Genomic DNA, 19,517 nt, shown 5'->3' with positions numbered 1-19,517 from the left:
GGCGGCGCGGACATGAGCGGTTTTCGCATCCGCGGGCTCGGCGAGGTGGCGATCCGTTGCCGCGACATCGAGGCGATGAGCGCGTTCTATGAAGGCGTTCTGGGCCTTGCCCGCATGGAGGGCAACGAAAGCCCGCATATCCGCTTCTTCCGCATCGCCGAGGGTGTCGCCGGACACACGACCGTACTGGCCCTCTTCGAGGAGCCCGAGGCCATACCGCGCGGCGCGTTGCACCACATCGCTCTCAGCCTGCCGGTGGAAGAACAGGCTGCGCTTTGCGCGGAATACGACAGGCGCGGGATCGCGTGGCGCGAGGAGATCTTCGGCTGGATCGGCTGGCGCGGCATCTTCACCTGCGACCCCGAGGGCAACACCGTCGAGGTGGTGGCCTACAATCCGGACCTCGCAGAAGGCATGCCCGGCTGAAACGCGCGTCAGGATCGACCCGGGCGTCGGCCCTGCCGCTCAGACCACCTCTTCTTTCGACATCCGGTCCAGGAAATCCTCCGCCTCGCGCAGCACCGTCTCCTTGCGGTCGTCCTTCATCCGGTCCCAGGTCGCGTACATCTGCGCCATGCGCGGGTTCTTGGCGAAACGCTCCCGGTGGCGGTCCATGAAGTGCCAGTAGAGAAGGTTGAACGGGCAGGCCCCCTCGCCCGTCTTCTTCTTCACCGAATAGGCGCAATCGCCGCAGTAATCCGACATCTTGTCGATGTAATTGCCCGAAGACACGTAAGGCTTCGACGCGATCACGCCGCCATCGGCGAACTGGCTCATGCCCACCGTATTGGGTGCCGTGACCCATTCGAAGGCGTCGAAATAGACCCGCAGATACCACTCCTCGACCTCCGCCGGGTCGATGCCCGCCAGAAGCGCGAAATTGCCCGTCACCATCAGCCGCTGAATGTGGTGGGCATAGGCTTCCTCGCGCGTTTCCTCCACGGCCTTCGAGAGGCAGCGCATCTTCGTCTCGGCCCCCCAGTAGAGCGGCGGCAGCTTGCGCTGGTGGTTGAGCGCGTTGCGCCGGGGGTAATCCGGCCCCTCGCGGAAATAGATCGCGCGCATGTATTCACGCCAGCCGATGACCTGGCGGATGAAGCCCTCGGCGGCGTTGATGGGCGCATCGCCCGCGCGCCACGCCTCCTCGACCGCTTCGCAGACCTCGCGCGGGTCCAGCAGGCCGATATTCATGTAGCCCGAGATCACCGCGTGATAGAGGAACTTCTCGCGCCCCATCATCGCGTCCTGGAAGTCGCCGAAGCGCGGCAGGGCATGTTTGACGAAATGGGTGAGCGCGCGGCGCGCCTGGCCCTGGTCGGTGGCGAACCAGAAGGGGCGCAGCTCGCCGAAGGAATTGCCGAACCGCGCCTCCACGAGCTCCAGCACCTCTTCCACCGTCTCGTCGGGCGTGAATTCCATCGGGCCGCCGAAATCGACCTCGTCCGGGGCGGGCTTGCGGTTGTCGTGGTCGAAATTCCACTTGCCGCCCGCGGGCTCGCCATCCTCCATCAGGAACCCGGTCTGCTTGCGCATCTCGCGGTAGAAATACTCCATGCGCAGGGACTTGCGGCCCTCGGCCCAGTCCTCGAACCAGTCGAGATCGGTCAGGAAGCGGCTGTCGCGCAACTGGCGAACGGGCAGCGAATTCTCGTCCAGAAGCGCGATCAGCCGGAACTCGCCCGGCTGCGTGGCGAGCACCTCCTTGGCACCGGTCTGGTCGGCGCGGCGCATCAGCTCGCCGGGGATGGAGCCGGTATTCTCGCTGTCGTCGAGCGCGGTATAGCGCACCTCCCAGCCATCCTCGCGCAGCCGCGCGGCGAACTTGCGCATGGCCGCGAAGATGAGCGCGATCTTCTTGGGATGGTGCTGCACGTAGGAGGCCTCGTCGGCGACCTCGGCCATGACCACGATATCGCTGGACTTGTCGGCCTCCTGCAGCGCCGAGAGGCTCTCGGAAAGCTGATCGCCCAGGACCAGGACAAGCCGGCTCACCAGGGGATCTCCTTCATGGCGTAGTCGAAAAACCGCCCCGAATGCGCGGGCGTGAGTTGCTCGAAGACATCGCAGAGCCGCCCCGCAGCCTCGGCCGCGCTGACGGTGGGGTGGTTGTCGGCATATTTCGCGGTGAAGGCGGTCTCGACCGTGCCCGGATGCAGCGCCACGCAGGACAGTTTCTTGTGGGTCCGTCCGAACTCGATGGCCGCCGAATGCACAAGCTGGTTCACCGCCGCCTTGGCGGTCCGGTAGGAATACCACCCGCCAAGGCCATTGTCGCCGATCGAGCCCACCCGCGCCGACAGCACCGCCATCACCGCGGCCTCGCGCCGGGGCACGAGGCGGATGGCGTGTTTCAGCACCATCGCGGGGCCGATGGCGTTCAGCGCGACCTGGTCCGCGATGGCCTTGGGCGTCAGGTCGCGGATGGTCTTCTCGGGGCTGGCGCCGTCGATCTCGAGCGCGCCGGTGGCGCAGAAGATCAGGTCATAAGGCCCTTCGAGGCGGCCGAGATGCTCCTCGACCGAGGCCTCGTCGGTGACGTCGAGCCCGTTACCGGAGCGCGACAATCCCGTGACCGATACGCCGCGCCGTTCCAGTTCCTGCGCCACTGCGGAGCCGATGCCGCCCGACGCGCCGATAATCAATGCATGTGTCATGGCGATGGAGGTAGACAGCGCGCGCCCCGCTTCAAGCGCGCTGGTGCCGCAGGCCTGCCGGACCCGCGCCCGGGCGGTCGCAACCATGCCGCGCACACCCGACGCGGCGCGGCCCCCCGCTCGGCGCGCCGCCGTTTCGCCGCCCTCGGCTCCCGCCCCCGCCGCCCCGCGCCGCAGGCCGGTGCGCAAGCTGCCGCAAGCCCCTTCACCTTTCCGGAAAAACGCGACCCGACGCCCGCCCTCACGCGAACGGATCGTCCTCGTATCCCACGCCCATCAGATAAAGCCCCTGCGGCGGCGCGACCGGCCCGCAGGCGGCGCGGTCCCGGGCTGCCAACGCGCGGGCCACATCCTCGGGCGCCCAGGCGCCCGCGCCGACCCGCTCAAGCGTGCCCACGAAGGACCGCACCTGGTTGTGCAGGAAGGACCGCGCCCGCAGGCGGAAGCGGATCTCGCGGCCCGCCTCGGTCTCCGCCGCCTCGATCTCCAGCGCGTCGAGCGTCTTCACCGGGCTTTGCGCCTGGCACATGGTGGAGCGGAAGGTGGTGAAATCGTGCTTGCCGATCAGCGCCTCGGCCGCCGCGCGCATGGCCTCGACATCGAGTGGCCGGGGCACCTGCCAGACATGGCCCGCCTCCAAGACCGCCCGCGCGCGGCGGTTCAGGACCCGAAAGAGATAGCGCCGCTCGCCCGCCGAGAAGCGCGCATGCCAATCCTCCGCCACCCGCGCGGCGTCGACGATGGCGACCGGGGCGGGTTTCAGATGGTGGTTCAGGGCCTCCTGCAGACGGAACGGATCCCAATCCTTGGCAAGATCCGCATGCGCCACCTGCCCGCGCGCATGCACGCCCGCATCGGTGCGCCCGGCCGCGGCGATGCTGTGGGGGCCGGGTTCGAGCCGCGCAAGCGCGGCCTCGATCGCGCCCTGCACCGAGGGCTGATCCTTCTGGCGCTGCCAGCCCGAGAACGGCGCGCCGTCATATTCTACCTTGAACGCAAATCGCGGCATGGCCCCGGGCGATAGACAAAGCGCGCGCGCCCGGCAAGCCCCGCCCGCAGCCCGGCCGCCACCTCCCCCCAGCCCGGCCACTGGCGGAGCGCGCCACGACTGCCTATCTTGGGGGCAAGGCAGGCACAGGCCGGCACAGGCAGGCACGGGGACGCGGCGCATTGGTCATCTCGGAGATTGCAGACAGGCTCACGCGCGGCGTGGAAAGCGTGGGCGACACCCTGTCCGAGACCTTCTTCGAGCCGGTGATCCGGCTGGGCGTCACCGGCCTTGCGCGGTCGGGCAAGACGGTGTTCATCACCTCGCTCGTGGCCAACATGATGGAACGCGGGCGCATGGGCCAGCTCAGCGCCGCCGCCGAGGGCCGCATCGCCGCGGCCTATCTGCAGCCCCAGCCCGACGACACGCTGCCGCGCTTCGATTACGAGACGCATCTCGCCGCGCTGACCGCGAAGACCCCGCGCTGGCCCGAAAGCACCCGCGCGATCTCGGAGTTGCGCCTGTCGCTGAAGGTGCGCCCGACCGGGCTTCTGGCCGGGCTGCAGGGGCCGCGGAACGTGCATCTCGACATCGTCGATTATCCCGGCGAATGGCTGCTTGATCTCGCACTTCTCGACAAGAGCTACGCCGAATGGTCCGCCGAGACGCTGGCGCGCCTCGACCGGCGCGACGAGGCGGCGGCGTTCCGCGCGGCGATATCGGGCGAGGACAGTGCGCAAGCGCTGGAGGAGCCCCGCGCCCGCGCCCTGGCCGAGTCCTTCACCGCCTATCTGCAAGCCGCGCGCGACACCGGTTATTCCGACCTCACGCCGGGCCGGTTCCTCTTGCCGGGCGATCTCGCCGGCTCTCCGGTGCTGACCTTCGCGCCGCTGCCGCCGCGCGACGGCGCGCCGCGCAAATCGCTCTGGCGCGAATTCGAGCGCCGCTACGAGGCCTACAAGGCCCGCGTGGTGAAACCCTTCTTCCGCGACCATTTCGCCCGGATCGACCGGCAGGTCGTGCTGGTCGACGCGCTGGGCGCGATCCATCGCGGGCCCGAGGCGCTGGCCGATCTGCGCCGCACCATGGCCGATATCCTGAGCGCCTTCCGCCCCGGCCGGAACGCCTTTCTGAGCCAGCTTCTGATGGGCAAGCGGGTCGAACGCATTCTTTTTGCCGCCACCAAGGCCGATCATCTGCACCACACCCAGCACGACCGGCTCGCCGCGCTGATGCAGGCGATGACGCGCGAGGCCTCGGACCGCGCGGAATTCGCCGGCGCCAAGACCCGCGCCATGGCCATCGCCAGCCTGCGCGCCACGGTCGAGGAGACCCGCGAGGTCAAGGGACAGCGCCTCGACTGCGTGCGCGGGCGGCTTCTCGAGACGGGCCGCGAGGCCGCGCTCTGGCCGGGCGAACTGCCGGACGATCCGCGCCTGCTGCTCTCGGGCGAGGAGACCGACTGGCTCGCCGGGGATTACGGCATCATGTCCTTCGCGCCCGCGCCCCTCTCGCTGCGTCCGGGCCACGGCCCGCCGCATATCCGGCTCGACCGGGCCGCGGAATTCCTGTTCGGAGACCGGCTATGAACGATCCCGACCGCAAGGGCGGCCGTCGCCGCCCCGTCCTGATCGAAATCGACGACGCCCAAAGCCCGACCGGCACCGGCGTTGCCCCGCCCGGTCCCGCGGACGCCCCCCCGGTGCCGGAGCTGGGCCAGGCCCCCGGCGCGGACGGCCCGCCGCAAGGCGCGGCCATGGCCAATGCGGCGGCCCTGGCCTCGCGGCGGCCTTCGCGGCTCGCGCGCTGGTTCTGGGCGCTGGCGGGGATGATCCTGACCACGGTCCTCTCGATCGCGGCGTGGAATTTCGCCACCGGCCTCCTGGCGGCGAACCCGATCCTGGGCTGGCTGGTCACGGGCCTCTTCGCGCTGTTCCTGCTGGTCACCCTGCTGATCGCCATCAAGGAATTGTCCGCCTTTTCAAGACTGAAGCGCCTCGACCAGCTGCAGCGCGCGGCGGATTCCGCCCTGAGCGACGGCGGCCTCGAGGCCGCGCGCGCGGTCACGACGCGGCTCACGGCGCTCTACCAGGGGCGCGACGACACCCGCTGGGGGCGCGAGCGCTTCGCCGAGCGGCAGGGCGATGTCTTCGACGCCGAGGCGCTGCTGCACCTCGCGGAACGCGAGGTGCTGGGCCCGCTCGATCAGCGCGCCACGGCGGAGGTGCAGGCCGCGGCCCGGCAGGTCGCCGCGGTCACGGCGCTGGTGCCGCTGGCCTTCGCGGACGTGGCCGCGGCGCTGTCGTCGAACCTGCGCATGATCCGCCGCATCGCCGAGATCTATGGCGGCCGCTCCGGCACGCTGGGTTCGTGGCGGCTGACGCGGGCGGTGTTTTCGCATCTCGTGGCCACGGGCGCGGTCGCGGTGGGCGACGACATGCTGGAGCCGATCCTCGGCGGTGGGCTTCTGGCGCGCCTCTCGCGGCGCTTCGGCGAAGGGCTGGTGAACGGCGCGCTGACCGCGCGGGTCGGCGTCGCGGCGATGGAGGTCTGCCGTCCGCTGCCCTTCTCGGCGGCGCGCCGGCCTTCGGTGCGGCGGATCGTGACCACCTCGCTGACCGATCTCTTCGGCAAGGGCGACGGCAAGACCAAGAGCTGACCGACTTGCCGGCCGACGGAAGCGGCCCCGAGCCACGCGGAAGGCCCGGGACCGTCCATACCGCATTGTCCATGGCGGCCCGCCCCCTCCTCGCTGCCGGAGAGGAAGAATGCCCCCCGCGCCGCTGCTCATACGCGGGTCGGGCCGGGCTGCGCCATTCGGAACGGGCTGCGGATCGGCCCGGCGACCGCCTATTCCGCGGGGACGGTGGCGGGTGCGCTGTCGGAAGCGGCGGGCGGCGCTTCGGCGGGGGCGATCATGCTGTCGCCCGGTGCGGAGGTGCCCGCGCTCTCTCCGCCGCCCACGAAGCTCAGCGCCAGGAAGAGAAGCACGAGCAGGCCGACCACCGCGGCCAGCCCGCCCCAAATCCCGCGCATGCCCCCGGGGGCGGCATGCAGCGTGTCCGTGGACCGGCCCGCGGACCCGGATCGGGTGGGGCTACGGCTGTGATCGATTTCGTCTCTGTAGGCCATGTGGGTGTCCTCTGGGTCGGGGGATGGGATCGGAGGCCGGATCGCCCCGGCCAGTGATCCCAGAATGCGTCTCTCGCGGGCCCCGTCATCCACGGCGTCGCGCGCGCCCCGAAACGGGCCGCGGACCGCCCGTGCAGGCGCCGAGACCAAGCCGGGAATCGCCGGTCCAAATCGCGTGCCGCGGCGTTCGGCGGAGGCTGGCCGATGTCCCGGGCCGCCGCGCCGTCTTCTGCCGATGGGCACAGGCCAGGATGTCGCAGGGCCCTGCGGGCGGTCGGCCGATTCCCGGACCCGGGGTCAGGAATACCGGCCTCGACAGACGGCGCGCGCGAGGCCACCCTGTTCACAGGCGGCGCACATTTTTTTTGCCGCCAGACACGTTTCAAGACAGCTTTCGACACGCCCGCGCTTTGACGAGGCGCCATTTACCAAAGGCCGTTTTCATGTTTTTCGAATTGACAGGGTATTCCGTTGCCGATGCGTGCAACGCCGCAGGCTTCCTCGGGGTGGCGACCTATATCTGCAATTACACGCTCCTGTCGCTGCGGTTCCTGAGCAGCGAGAGCACGCTTTATTTCTGCATCAACACGGTTGCGGCGACGCTGGTGATGCTCAGCCTCACGCAGGATTTCAACATGGCCGCCGCGCTGATCCAGGGTTTCTGGATCCTGCTCGGGATCGTCGCGATTTCGCTGCGGCTGCATCGTCATGTCCGGGGCCGGATGGATGCGCGGCTGGGCCAGGTCCACCGGGTGCATGTGCATCCCGCGGAGTGACGCCGCGCTCTGGACCATCGCGGCGGGCCTGCCTATAAGGCGGGCATGATGAAGCACGCCGCCATCGTCATTCGAATTACATGCCCGGCGCCGTAACACACGGTTCGCCGGGACAAAGGCGTCTGCCCTGCCGCGCCGCCCCTCACCCCATCCGAGACCTGAATTCCGAGGACGCCACAGATGTGCGCCGACACCGTGACCGAGCAGCCTGACTACAAAGACACGCTGAACCTTCCGAAGACCGATTTCCCGATGCGCGCGGGCCTGCCCAAGCGCGAACCCGAATGGCTGGCCCGCTGGGACGAGATCGGCATCTACGACCGGCTGCGCGAGCGCGCCGAGGGGCGGCAGCCCTTCACCCTGCATGACGGCCCGCCCTATGCCAACGGGCACCTGCATATCGGTCACGCGCTGAACAAGACGATCAAGGACATGATCGTGCGCAGCCATCAGATGATGGGGCGCGACGCCCGCTACATCCCCGGCTGGGATTGCCACGGCCTGCCCATCGAATGGAAGATCGAGGAACAGTATCGCGCCAAGGGCCAGAACAAGGACGAGGTCGACATCGTCGATTTCCGCCAGGAATGCCGCCGCTTCGCCGAGGGCTGGATCGACATCCAGCGCGAGGAGTTCCAGCGCCTCGGCATCACCGGCAACTGGGCCGAGCCCTACCTGACGATGGATTTCCACGCCGAGCGCGTGATCGCCGAGGAATTCCAGAAATTCCTGATGACCGGCACGCTCTACCAGGGCTCCAAGCCCGTCATGTGGTCGCCGGTGGAAAAGACCGCGCTGGCCGAGGCCGAGATCGAGTATCACGAGCACCAGAGCCACACGATCTGGGTGCCCTTCGAGATCGTGCGCGGCGGTCATGTGACCATGGCCCCGGGCGAGGACGACGATTACGCCGGCGCGGATTCGGACCTGATCGCCGAGCGCATGCGCGGCGTGAAGGTGGTGATCTGGACCACCACGCCCTGGACCATCCCGTCGAACAAGGCCGTGGCCTACAACCCCGCGATCTCCTACGGGCTCTACGAGGTGACCCGCACGCCCGAGGAATGCTGGGCGTCGGTGGGTGAGCGGTACATCGTCGCCGACAACCTTGCGGCGGACGTCTTCACCAAGGCGCGGCTCGAAGAGGGCGGCTGGGAGCGCATCCGCGAGGTCTCGGGTGACGAGCTCTCGACGCTGCACCTGGCGCACCCCTTCCGCGGGGCGGACGGGGCCGAGGGCTTTTGGGATTACGACGTGCCGATGATCGACGGCGATCACGTCACCGACGATGCGGGCACGGGCTTCGTGCATACCGCGCCCAGCCACGGCGCGGAGGATTACGAGTGCTTCCTCAAGCGCAACTGGCTCGACCGGATGACCCATAACGTGGGCGAGGATTCCGAATTCCTGCCGCATGTGCCGTTCTTCGCGGGCCTGCGCGTGTTCAATCAAAAGGGCAAGGAAGACAAGGCGAACGCGGCGGTGATCGACAAGCTCGTCGCGGTGGGCGGGCTTCTGGCGCGCGGACGCCAGAAGCATTCCTATCCGCATTCCTGGCGCTCCAAGGCGCCGATCATCTTCCGCAACACGCCGCAATGGTTCGCCGCCATCGACCGGCCCGTGGGCGACGGGCAGGACGAACTCGGCAAGACCATCCGCGAGCGCGCGCTGACGGCCATCGACAAGGTCAAGTGGACGCCGAAATCCGGGCGCAACCGGCTCTATTCGATGATGGAGGCGCGGCCCGACTGGGTGCTCTCGCGCCAGCGCGCCTGGGGGGTGCCGCTGACCTGTTTCACCAAGAAGGGCGCGCTGCCGACCGATCCGGACTTCCTGCTGAAGGACCCGGCCGTCAATGCCCGCATCCTTGAGGCCTTCGAGGCAGAGGGCGCGGATGCGTGGTACGCCGACCGCGCCAAGGAACGCTTCCTCGGCAACGATTACGACCCGTCCGAATGGGAGCAGGTCTTCGACATCCTCGACGTGTGGTTCGATTCGGGCTCCACCCATGCCTTCGTGCTGCGGGACCGGCCCGACGGCTCCGAAGACGGGATCGCGGATGTCTACATGGAAGGCACCGACCAGCATCGCGGCTGGTTCCACTCCTCGCTCCTGCAGGCCTGCGGCACGATGGGCCGCGCGCCCTATCGCAACGTGGTCACCCATGGCTTCACGCTGGACGAGAAGGGCAACAAGATGTCCAAGTCGCTCGGCAACACGATCGTCCCCGAGAAGATCGTGCAGCAATATGGCGCGGATATCCTGCGGCTCTGGGTGGCGCAGACCGACTACACCGCCGATCAGCGCATCGGCCCCGAGATCCTGAAGGGCACGGCAGACAGCTACCGGCGGCTGCGCAACACGATGCGCTTCATGCTGGGCGCGCTGGCGCATGTGAGGCCCGAGGATCGCGTGGCGCCCGAGGAGATGCCCGAGCTCGAACGCTGGGTGCTGCACCGGCTGGCCGAGCTCGATGAGCGGGTGCGCACGGGCTACGCGGCCTTCGACTTCCAGGGCGTGTTCCAGGCGCTCTTCAACTTCGCCACGGTGGATCTCTCGGCCTATTACTTCGACGTGCGCAAGGACGCGCTTTATTGCGACGGCGACACGGCGCGGCGGCGGGCGGCCCGCACGGTGCTCGACATCCTGTTCCACCGGCTGACCACCTGGCTCGCGCCGGTTCTGGTCTTCACCATGGAGGAGGTCTGGCTGGAGCGCTTCCCGGGCGCGGACAGCTCCGTGCATCTGCAGGACATCCCCGAGACGCCCGAAGCGTGGCGCGACGACGCGCTGGCGGCGAAATGGGCCGAGATCCGGCGCGTGCGGCGCGTGGTGACCGCAGCGCTCGAAGTGCAGCGCACCGACAAGGTGATCGGCGCCTCGCTGGAGGCCGCGCCCATCGTGCACGTGGAGAGCGCAGAGGCACGCGCGGCGCTGGGATCGGTGCATTTCGAGGATCTCTGCATCACCTCGGACATCACCATCACCGGCGATTCGGCCCCGGAAGCGGCCTACCGCCTGCCGGACGTGCCGGGCGTCGCGGTGACCTTCGCCAAGGCGGAGGGCGAGAAGTGCCAGCGCTGCTGGAAGATCCTGCCGGATGTGGGCCGCCATGCCCACCCCGCCACCTGCGCGCGGTGCAACGACGCGCTCGGCTGACACAGAGCGCCCCACAAAATTAACGAATTTTGTGGGGCCCCAAAATCTTAATTAAGATTTTGGGGCCGCGGGATCCGAAGGCTGGACTTCCGCGCCCGGAGACAGGACCATCGACCCATGAGCGACTCCCCGACCGCCCCCGCCTACCAGGTTCTGGCCCGGAAATACCGGCCCGAAACCTTCGCCGATCTCGTCGGTCAGGACGCCATGGTGCGCACCCTGAAGAACGCCTTCGCCGCCGACCGGATCGCGCAGGCCTTCATCATGACCGGCATCCGCGGGACCGGAAAAACCACCACGGCGCGGATCATCGCCAAGGGGATGAACTGCATCGGCCCCGATGGCGAAGGGGGCCCCACGACCGAACCCTGCGGGCAGTGCGAGCATTGCGTCGCGATCATGGAGGGCCGCCATGTCGACGTGCTCGAGATGGACGCGGCGTCGAATACGGGCGTCGGCGATGTGCGCGAGATCATCGATTCGGTGCACTACCGGGCGGCCTCGGCGCGCTACAAGATCTACATCATCGACGAGGTTCACATGCTGTCGACAAGCGCGTTCAACGCGCTTCTGAAGACGCTTGAGGAACCGCCGGCGCATGTGAAATTCATCTTCGCCACGACCGAGATCCGCAAGGTGCCGGTCACCGTCCTGTCGCGCTGCCAGCGCTTCGACCTGCGGCGGATCGAGCCCGAGGTGATGATCGCGCTCCTGCGCAAGATCGCCTCCGGCGAAGGGGCCGAGATCACCGACGACGCGCTGGCGCTCATTACCCGTGCCGCGGAGGGCTCGGCGCGGGACGCGACCTCGCTGCTCGATCAGGCGATCAGCCACGGCGCGGGCGAGACCAGTGCCGATCAGGTGCGCGCGATGCTGGGGCTCGCGGACCGCGCGCGGGTGCTCGATCTTTTCGAGACGATCATGCGGGGCGATGCCGCCGCGGCACTTACCGAACTCTCCGCGCAATATGCCGACGGCGCCGATCCCATGGCGGTCCTGCGCGATCTGGCCGAGGTCACGCATTGGATCTCGGTGGTGAAGATCACCCCCGAAGCGGCGGAGGATCCCACGATCTCGCCCGAGGAGCGCAGCCGCGGGCAGGCGCTGGCGCAACAGCTCGGGATGCGGCCGCTGACGCGGATGTGGCAGATGCTGCTGAAGGCGCTCGAGGAAGTGTCTGCCGCGCCCAACGCGATGATGGCCGCGGAGATGGCGGTGATCCGGCTGACGCATGTGGCCGAACTGCCCTCGCCCGAGGACCTCGTGCGCAAGCTGCAGGCGGAAAGCCCGCCGCCCGCCCCGCCGGGTGGTGGCGGTGGCGGCGGCATGACCCACGCGCCTGCCACCAGCGCGCCCGTGCAGGCACAGGGCCTGCCCACCCCGACCCATCGCGGCCCCTCGGGGCCCTCGGCGCATGGAGGCAACGCGGTCCGGGCCATCGCCGCCGAGGAAGCGCTGTCGCGCTATCCGAGTTTCGCCCATGTGCTGGAGCTGATCCGCGCCAATCGCGACGTGAAGCTGCTCGTGGAGGTGGAGGGCGGCGTCAGGCTCGCGGCCTATCAGCCCGGCCGGATCGAGTTCACGCCCACGGAGGATGCCGCGCCCGATCTGGCCCAGCGGCTCGGCGCGTCGCTGTCGCGCTGGACCGGCAACCGCTGGGCGGTGACGCTGGTCAATGGCTGCGAGGCGGCGACCATCGTCGAGACCCGCGACGCCGATGCCCGCGCCCTGCGCGACGAGGCCGCGAGCCACGACATGGTGCGCGCGGTCTTCGACGCCTTCCCCAAGGCGCGCATCCTCAAGGTCACGACGCCCGAGGAAGAGGCGCAGGAGGCCCAGGCAGATGCCCTGCCCGAGGTCGAGGACGAATGGGATCCCTTCGAGGACGACTGATCTTCAAGAGACGACCGGCCTTGTGAGCTGGCCCGGTCGTCCGTATCTCAAGGCAAACACCGGCATTCAGGAGAGACGAGATGTTCAAAGGACTAGGCGGGCTCGGCGACATGGGCAAGATGATGAAGGCCGCCCAGGAAATGCAGACCAAGATGACCGAGCTGCAGGAAGAGATGCACAACATCGTTGTCGAGGGCCAAGCGGGCGCGGGGCTCGTGAAGGCCAGCTGCACCGCGAAGGGCGAGCTGAAGACCCTCGATATCGACCCGTCGATCTTCAACGGCGACGACAAGGAAGTGGTCGAGGACCTGATCCTCGCCGCGATCAAGGACGCGCAGCAGAAGGCGCAGGAACGCTCCAAGGAAGAGATGGGCAAGCTTGCCGAAAGCATGGGCCTGCCCAAGGACATGAACCTGCCTTTCTGAGGCAGTTCGCGCCGCTTCTGCATGGCTGACCGCTCGGAGATCGACGCGCTGATCGACCTGATGGCGAAGCTGCCCGGTCTCGGGCCGCGTTCGGCCCGGCGCGCGGTGCTGCATCTCATCCGCAAGCGCGGGCTGCTGCTGCAGCCGCTTGCGGACAGCATGGCGGAGGTGGCGCGCACGGCGCGGGAATGCCTCAATTGCGGCAATGTCGGCACCTCCGACATCTGCGCGATCTGCGCCGACGACCGGCGCGCGACGGGGCTGCTTTGCGTCGTGGAGGACGTGGCCGACCTCTGGGCGATGGAGCGCTCGGGCGTCTTCAAGGGGCGCTATCACGTGCTGGGCGGCACCCTGTCCGCACTCGATGCGGTGGGGCCCGAGGATCTGCGCATCCCGAAGCTTCTCGACCGCGTCGCCGGCGAGGAGATCACTGAGGTGATCCTCGCACTCAATGCCACGATCGACGGACAGACCACGGCGCATTACATCGTCGACCAGCTCGAGGGCCGCGTGGAGATCACCTCGCTGGCGCAGGGCGTGCCGATCGGCGGCGAGCTCGATTATCTCGACGACGGCACGATCACCGCGGCGCTGAATGCGCGCAAGCGGATGTGACGGGACGGTCAGTGGGATGCGTGCCCACTGGACGTGCCCCCATTAGCGGCCCTTCGCGGCTTCAAAGCCGAAAGCACCCGTGCACCGCCGGACCGTCCCCCGCACGGCGCTTGGGTTCGGCCGGGCGCGCGGTTTCAAACATTTCCTGACATCGAGAGATCGAGCGGCCTCGATCGCCGTATCGCGGCCCGTCGATGCGCGGCGCCGGTCCTGAGCGCCAGACAAGAAAAAACCCGCGCCGGAGCGCGGGTTTCGGAAGCCGGCCCGTCGAAAGCTCAGCGCTTCTTGTCGTCGTCATCCTCGTCATCGTTCCCGCCATCGGGCAGGTTGAAGAAGGATTCCGCATCGGCGTAATCGCTGTCGGGCTTCTCTTCGTCCTCGTCGCGCGGATCGGAGAGCGAGAAGCTCTCGAGCCCTTCCATGCTGGAGGGCAGGCGCGGCTCGGGCGTCATGCCGAGCGACTGCTCGGTCGAGACGAGCTTGCGGCGCTCGTCGTCATCCATGACCTTGCCGGTGGCCTTCGAGGCCTTGGCGACCGCCGCGTCCAGTTCGGACTGGCGGCAGAGACCGAGCGCCACGGGGTCGATCGGCTGCAGGTTGGAGATGTTCCAATGCGTCCGCTCGCGGATCGACTGGATCGTGGGCTTGGTGGTGCCGACGAGCTTGGAGATCTGCCCGTCCGACAGTTCCGGGTGGAACTTCACCAGCCACAGGATGGAGGCCGGGCGATCTTGGCGCTTGGACAGGGGCGTGTAGCGCGGGCCGCGCCGCTTGTCTTCGTCGATGGCCGCGGGGTTGTGCTTGAGCTTCAGCACCACCGTGGGATCGGCCTCGGCGCGGTCGATATCGTCCTGGGTCAGCTGGTTGTTGGCGATGGGATCGAAGCCCTTCACGCCCGTGGCCACGTCGCCATCGGCGATGCCCTGAATCTCAAGCTCGTGCATATCGGTGAAATCCGCGATCTGCTTGAAGGTCAGCGTGGTGTTGTCCACCAGCCAGACCGCGGTGGCCTTGGGATGCAGCAGCTTGGCCATAGAACTCTCCTTCACATATCTTCCGGGGCGGGCGGGGCCTTCGCCCTGCCGGGTCCCGGGGGTCCGGGACAGTTGCCATTGTCGGGAAACTTGCAGGCTGTATAGTCACGGGATGCACGAGTTGAAAGAGAAAATCACCGGTGTCGCGCTGGCCGCCTTGCTGGCGCTGACGGCACCGGGCATGGCCCGCGCCGAAGGCGAGATTGCGGGCGATTTCGACTATTACGTCCTCGCGATGAGTTGGTCGCCGACCTGGTGCGCGCTCGAGGGTGACGCGCGGCGGTCGCCGCAATGCGACGCGGAGCGCGATGCGGGCTGGATCCTGCACGGGCTCTGGCCGCAATACGAGGATGGCTGGCCGTCCTATTGCCGCACCCCCCATGCACCGCCGCCCCGCTCGATGACCGCCGGTATGGCCGAGGTGATGGGCACGGCGGGTCTGGCCTGGCATCAATGGAAAAAGCACGGGACCTGTTCGGGCCTTTCCGCCGCATCCTATTACGAGGCCGCCGAGAGCGCCTTCGAGGCGGTGGTGCTGCCCGACATCTTCACCCGTCTGAGCGCGCCGGTCACCCTGCCCGCAACCGTGGTCGAAGAGGCTTTCTTGAAGGACAATCCAGGTCTTGAGCCGGACATGCTGACGATCACCTGCCGCGCGGGCCGCATCCAGGAGGCGCGGCTCTGCCTGTCGAGGGCGCTGGAGCCGGTACCCTGCGGGCGCGACGTGGTCCGCGACTGCACGCTGGAGGACGCGCTGCTCGATCCCGTGCGCTGAACGGACGGCGCTGGCGGCGGCTCGGTCGTTTCTTTTTTCGGGTGACCCGTAAGCGATCCCAGCGTGGTGCGCGCGGCGCGGGCGGAGGGGGCGCTGCCCCCTCTTGGCCTGTCGGCCAATTCACCCCCGGCGGTATTTGGAAAGAGGCAAGCGCAAGGTTGTGGCGCCCGGAACGGGACCGGTTGGCGCGGATGGCCGTAGCGGGACGCGGGGCGCGGCAAGGGATGGACGGCGGGTGCGGCCGATCAGTCGCAGCGGCGCGCGGCCTCGGCGGCCTCGCGGGAGAAGGGGGCCAAGGTTCGGATCGCCACCTCCGCGCCGTTCCAGGTGACCGCGACAAGGTCCGAAAAGTTCCCGCGCGCGAGGATGAGGGCCGGGGGCGTCGCGCAGGTTGCCGCGCCGCCGATAATGTAGTCCCAGCCGATGCGATGGTTGCTGAGGCCCTCGGCGCGGGCGATCTCGGTCAGGCCGGTGCCCTCGATGTGAAAGAGCCGCAGGGTTCGGGCGAGATGCGGGCGGTCGACATAGGCAATCTCGATCCGGCCATCCCCGTCGAGATCAGCGACACCGGCCGGTGCCAGCCAGCGATTCGTCCGGCCGATGAAATCCCCGGTCGCGAGATGGGTGAGCGCCGCGCCGTCCCAGTGCCAGATCGCCAGCCGCGCGCCGCGCGCTTCGTGGGTTTCGACCGCGATCACCTCGGCCTTGCCGTCGCCATCCACATCCGCGAGCCGCGGCGCGGTATCCTCGAAGAGCATCGGTGCGTCCCAATGCGCGGTGACCGTCCGCCCGTCCGACAGCGTCACCACGAGGTCTTCGTATTCGACGGCGTCGCCGAGCACGCCGTGGGTGTAGCGCGTGGTCGGCCCGTCATAGCGCGCCGCGGCAATCTCCGCCGCACCGGCGCCACCGGCCACCCCCGTGAGCAGCGCCGCGAAGACCGCGCCGCGCATCGCTCAGATCTGCTTTTCGGGCATTTGCACCACGAGACCGTCGAGCGCGTCGGAAACCTTGAGCTGGCAGGTCAGGCGCGAGCGGTCGGGATCCGGCGCGAAGGCGAAATCGAGCATGTCCTCTTCCATGTCCTCCTTCGGGGGAAGCTTGTCGACCCAGGCGGGGTCCACGTAGACATGGCAGGTCGAACAGGCGCAGGCGCCGCCGCAATCGGCCTCGATGCCGGGAATGCCGTTGTCGCGCGCGCCTTCCATGACGGTCAGGCCGTTCCTGACATCGACCACGTGTTCGGTGCCGTTATGCTCGATATAGGTGATTTTCGCCATGGACGGGTCTCCCTCGGAATGCATTCCCGTGGGACATAGGCGAGGGTTTCGACGGGATAAAGGGCTTTGAGGCCGCGGATTGCCTTCCGTCACGAATGTTCTATAAATGTTCCAATGCAGATCCTGCCCTCCCATACCGTGCCGCCGGACCAGGCGGACTGGCCGCGCCCGCCCTCCTGCCTGACCGCGGACCGGCTGGACCGGCCGCCGCAGGGCGCGCGCGTGGCGGTGGCCGGGCTGGTCATCCTGCGCCAGCGGCCCGGCACCGCCAAGGGGGTGATCTTCGTCACGCTGGAGGACGAGACCGGCGTGGTGAACGTCATCGTGTGGCGCGGCATCTACGAACGCTTCCGCCGCGCGGTCATTGCGGGGCGCATGTTGCGGGTCACCGGGCGGCTGCAGCGCGACAACAGCGTGACCCATGTCATCGCCGAGGAGATCGAGGATATCTCGCCCCTGCTCGACCGGCTTCTGGCCGCGCCCGAGGCGCTTTCGCAAAGGGGCGAAACAGGCTAGGCTCGCGCGCAAGAGAGGCAGAGCAGAGGCCCCGTCCATCCATGACCCGCATCGCGGTCACTTCCGTCTGCCTGGGCGGCCTCGTGCTTGCCGTCGCCTGCACGCCCATGGCGCCCCCGCAGGATGCGGCCCCGCGGCCCGATTTCAACACGATGGGGCTTGGCGACGACGATTCGCGGCCCGATCCTGCGGGCGGCTGTTACGCCACCGAACGCACGCCCGCAGTCTACGAACAGGTGCCGGGTCAGGTGCTGGTCGAACCCGAGGTACGTGCGGAGGACGGCACGCTGGTGCGCGCGCCGATCTATCGCAACGCGCCCGTGCCGCGTCTGGTGCGCCCGCGCGAAGAGGTGCGTTTCCCGGCGCCCTGCCCGCCCGCCTACACGCCCGAATTCATCGCCACGCTGCAGCGCGCCCTGACCGCGCGGGGGTATTATGGCGGCGCGATCACCGAACGGCTCGATCCGCAGACCCGGGCCGCCGTCGCGGCGTTCCAGCGCGACCGCGGACTCGACAGCGACAAGCTCGCGCTCGAGACCGCGCGGGACCTGGGTCTCATCGCGGTGCCGCGTCCGCCGGCCTGACGGCGCGGGGGCTCCGCCCGGGGGGTCCCTGATCGGCCACGGGCAACGCCGGCGCGCCCGGCATTGCGCGGGGACCGGTTCAACGTCATCGGGTGTCGGCGGCCAACGAGGCGCGGGCTTGGTGCCGCGTGTTCCGTCGCGATCAGAGTGAAGCTGCAACCGCCCTGCCCCGAAACGAAAAAGGGCGCCCGGAGGCGCCCTTTCATCCGATCCCATGCCGGGATCATTCGTCTTCGAGGCTCAGCGCGACGAAACGCGGATCGCCGGCCCGGCGGACGAGCAGGAGGATCGACTTGCGGCCCGCATCCCGCGCCGCGGAGATCTGCGCCTCGAGCTCGGCGATCTCGGCCACGGAGGCGCGGCCGGCCTCGGTGATGACGTCGCCCGGGCGCAGACCCTTCTCGAAAGCCTCGCTGGTCTCGTCGACGGAGGTGACGACCAGTCCTTGCGTGTCGGCGTCGAAGTTGAACTCCTGGGCCAGTTCCTCGGTGGGCAGCGCGAGCGTGAGGCCGAGGATATCCGCCGTGGCGGGCGCTTCGGGCGCGTCTTCCGGGCCGGAGGTCTGCGCCTCTGCGCTTTCGGCTTCCTCGCGGCGGCCGAGCGTCACCATCAGCGTCTCGGTGGCGCCGTCGCGGTTGACCACCACGCGGACCGCTTTGCCCACAGCGGTGTTGCCGACCTGCCGGACGAGGCCGCGGGTGTCGATCACGTCGCGCCCGTCGAACTTCACGATGACATCGCCGGACTTCATGCCCGCTTCCATCGCGGGGCCCTCGGGCACATCGGTCACGAGCGCGCCGTTGGTGGAGGCGAGGCCCATCGCCTCGGCCACGTCCTCGGTGACGTCCTGGATGCGCACGCCGAGCCAGCCGCGCCGGGTCTCGCCGAATTCCTTCAGCTGGTCGACCACGCGGGTGACCACGTTCGAGGCCATGGAGAAGCCGATGCCGATGGAGCCGCCGGTGGGCGACAGGATCGCGGTGTTCACGCCGATCACGTCGCCGTCCATGTTGAAGAGCGGCCCGCCCGAATTGCCGCGGTTGATGGCGGCGTCGGTCTGGATGTAGTCGTCATAGGTGCCCGACAGCGCCCGGTTGCGCGCCGAGACGATGCCCGCCGAGACCGAGAAGCCCTGTCCGAGCGGGTTGCCCATCGCCATGACCCAGTCGCCCACGCGCGCGGTGTCGCTGTCGCCGAAGCTTACGAAGGGCAGCGCTTCGGGCGCCTCGACCTTCAGAAGCGCGATGTCGGTGTTGGGATCGGTGCCCACGACCGTCGCGGGCAGTTCCTGCCCCGAGAAGAACTCGATCAGGATCTCGTCCGCGCCCTCGATCACGTGGTTATTCGTGACCACGAAGCCGTCCTCGGAGATCACGAAGCCCGAACCCAGCGCGGAAGACCGGCGCGGGCGGTCGCCCTCGCCGTTGCGGTCCTGGAATTCCCGGAAGAAATCCTCGAAGGGCGATCCCTCCGGCACGATGCCCTGCGGCCCGGTGCGGCCCGCGACCGTGGTCTCGGTGGTGATGTTGACGACTGCGGGGCTGATGCGCTCCGCGAGGTCGGCAAAGCTGCGCGGCGCATTGCCCTGGGCGCTCGCGAAGACCGATTGCGCGAGGATGAGGATCATCGAGAGGCTGGCGAGCCAGAACATGCGGAATGCGGGACGCATGTCGCGGGTCCGGACGG

Annotated in this window: 19 protein-coding genes; 11 read left to right on the top strand and 8 right to left on the bottom strand. The window is 68.6% G+C overall.

What is annotated here, in order from left to right:
• The first annotated feature begins 12 nt into the window (after window positions 1-12).
• A complete protein-coding gene (locus BW990_RS05580; RefSeq protein WP_076445827.1) occupies window positions 13-426 on the top strand; it encodes a VOC family protein in 414 nt (137 codons plus the stop codon).
• Window positions 427-465: 39 nt separating this feature from the next.
• Here the strand turns inward: BW990_RS05580 and BW990_RS05575 are convergent, their stop codons facing one another.
• From BW990_RS05575 to truA, 3 genes are all read right to left on the bottom strand, one after another.
• Entirely contained in the window at window positions 466-1,992 is a 1,527-nt protein-coding gene (locus BW990_RS05575; protein WP_200798019.1) for a cryptochrome/photolyase family protein, read from the bottom strand.
• The gene (locus BW990_RS05570; RefSeq protein ID WP_076446364.1) at window positions 1,989-2,654 is read right to left on the bottom strand and encodes an SDR family NAD(P)-dependent oxidoreductase; all 666 of its coding nucleotides are present in this window, start codon (window positions 2,652-2,654) and stop codon (window positions 1,989-1,991) included. The genes BW990_RS05575 and BW990_RS05570 overlap by 4 nt, the downstream gene beginning before the upstream one ends.
• 241 nt (window positions 2,655-2,895) lie before the next feature.
• On the bottom strand, window positions 2,896-3,663 hold the full coding sequence (gene truA, locus BW990_RS05565; RefSeq protein WP_076445825.1) for a tRNA pseudouridine(38-40) synthase TruA: 768 nt from the start codon (window positions 3,661-3,663) through the stop codon (window positions 2,896-2,898).
• Window positions 3,664-3,824: 161 nt separating this feature from the next.
• Here truA and BW990_RS05560 point away from each other — a divergent pair, with 161 nt between their 5' ends.
• Window positions 3,825-5,231 (top strand): YcjX family GTP-binding protein, encoded by a 1,407-nt coding sequence (locus BW990_RS05560; protein ID WP_076445823.1) that lies wholly within the window; start codon window positions 3,825-3,827, stop codon window positions 5,229-5,231.
• Complete coding sequence (locus BW990_RS05555) at window positions 5,228-6,301, top strand: YcjF family protein (protein ID WP_076445821.1); 1,074 nt, start codon at window positions 5,228-5,230, stop codon at window positions 6,299-6,301. Before BW990_RS05560 ends, BW990_RS05555 begins: the two co-directional genes overlap by 4 nt.
• A 191-nt stretch (window positions 6,302-6,492) precedes the next feature.
• Here BW990_RS05555 and BW990_RS05550 read toward each other — a convergent pair whose 3' ends face one another.
• On the bottom strand, window positions 6,493-6,678 hold the full coding sequence (locus BW990_RS05550; RefSeq protein WP_143526085.1) for a hypothetical protein: 186 nt from the start codon (window positions 6,676-6,678) through the stop codon (window positions 6,493-6,495).
• A gap of 539 nt (window positions 6,679-7,217) precedes the next feature.
• Between BW990_RS05550 and BW990_RS05545 the strand changes: the two genes are divergently transcribed.
• From BW990_RS05545 to recR, 5 genes are all read left to right on the top strand, one after another.
• Window positions 7,218-7,550, top strand: coding sequence for a CBU_0592 family membrane protein (locus tag BW990_RS05545; RefSeq protein ID WP_076445818.1), 333 nt, complete (start codon window positions 7,218-7,220; stop codon window positions 7,548-7,550).
• A gap of 180 nt (window positions 7,551-7,730) precedes the next feature.
• Window positions 7,731-10,709 carry an isoleucine--tRNA ligase gene (ileS, locus tag BW990_RS05540; RefSeq protein WP_076445816.1) on the top strand — a complete coding sequence of 993 codons (2,979 nt, stop codon included), beginning with the start codon at window positions 7,731-7,733 and terminating at the stop codon, window positions 10,707-10,709.
• Window positions 10,710-10,790: 81 nt separating this feature from the next.
• A complete protein-coding gene (locus tag BW990_RS05535) occupies window positions 10,791-12,602 on the top strand; it encodes a DNA polymerase III subunit gamma/tau (protein WP_268794328.1) in 1,812 nt (603 codons plus the stop codon).
• An 80-nt stretch (window positions 12,603-12,682) separates the two neighbouring features.
• On the top strand, window positions 12,683-13,027 hold the full coding sequence (locus BW990_RS05530) for a YbaB/EbfC family nucleoid-associated protein (RefSeq protein WP_076445812.1): 345 nt from the start codon (window positions 12,683-12,685) through the stop codon (window positions 13,025-13,027).
• Between the two features lie 21 nt (window positions 13,028-13,048).
• Window positions 13,049-13,642 carry a recombination mediator RecR gene (recR, locus tag BW990_RS05525; protein ID WP_076445810.1) on the top strand — a complete coding sequence of 198 codons (594 nt, stop codon included), beginning with the start codon at window positions 13,049-13,051 and terminating at the stop codon, window positions 13,640-13,642.
• Window positions 13,643-13,917: 275 nt separating this feature from the next.
• Here recR and BW990_RS05520 read toward each other — a convergent pair whose 3' ends face one another.
• A complete protein-coding gene (locus tag BW990_RS05520) occupies window positions 13,918-14,676 on the bottom strand; it encodes a DUF1013 domain-containing protein (RefSeq protein WP_076445808.1) in 759 nt (252 codons plus the stop codon).
• Window positions 14,677-14,788: 112 nt separating this feature from the next.
• On the opposite strand from BW990_RS05520, the gene BW990_RS05515 reads away from it, so the two are divergent.
• The gene (locus tag BW990_RS05515; RefSeq protein WP_076445806.1) at window positions 14,789-15,451 is read left to right on the top strand and encodes a ribonuclease T2 family protein; all 663 of its coding nucleotides are present in this window, start codon (window positions 14,789-14,791) and stop codon (window positions 15,449-15,451) included.
• Window positions 15,452-15,696: 245 nt separating this feature from the next.
• Here the strand turns inward: BW990_RS05515 and BW990_RS05510 are convergent, their stop codons facing one another.
• A complete protein-coding gene (locus tag BW990_RS05510) occupies window positions 15,697-16,404 on the bottom strand; it encodes an FG-GAP repeat domain-containing protein (protein WP_076445804.1) in 708 nt (235 codons plus the stop codon).
• A 3-nt stretch (window positions 16,405-16,407) separates the two neighbouring features.
• Window positions 16,408-16,731, bottom strand: a complete 324-nt coding sequence (locus BW990_RS05505) for a 2Fe-2S iron-sulfur cluster-binding protein (RefSeq protein WP_076445802.1) — start codon at window positions 16,729-16,731, stop codon at window positions 16,408-16,410.
• Window positions 16,732-16,845: 114 nt separating this feature from the next.
• Here BW990_RS05505 and BW990_RS05500 point away from each other — a divergent pair, with 114 nt between their 5' ends.
• Both BW990_RS05500 and BW990_RS05495 read left to right on the top strand, forming a co-directional pair.
• Complete coding sequence (locus tag BW990_RS05500; protein WP_076445800.1) at window positions 16,846-17,247, top strand: OB-fold nucleic acid binding domain-containing protein; 402 nt, start codon at window positions 16,846-16,848, stop codon at window positions 17,245-17,247.
• 41 nt (window positions 17,248-17,288) lie between these two features.
• Complete coding sequence (locus tag BW990_RS05495) at window positions 17,289-17,831, top strand: peptidoglycan-binding domain-containing protein (RefSeq protein ID WP_076445799.1); 543 nt, start codon at window positions 17,289-17,291, stop codon at window positions 17,829-17,831.
• A gap of 223 nt (window positions 17,832-18,054) precedes the next feature.
• Here BW990_RS05495 and BW990_RS05490 read toward each other — a convergent pair whose 3' ends face one another.
• Entirely contained in the window at window positions 18,055-19,500 is a 1,446-nt protein-coding gene (locus BW990_RS05490) for a DegQ family serine endoprotease (protein WP_076446362.1), read from the bottom strand.
• Window positions 19,501-19,517: the final 17 nt, after the last annotated feature.

It is taken from the genome of Roseivivax lentus (assembly GCF_900156805.1).
GTDB lineage: Bacteria > Pseudomonadota > Alphaproteobacteria > Rhodobacterales > Rhodobacteraceae > Roseivivax > Roseivivax lentus.
This window is presented reverse-complemented; position numbering and strand designations above follow the sequence as displayed.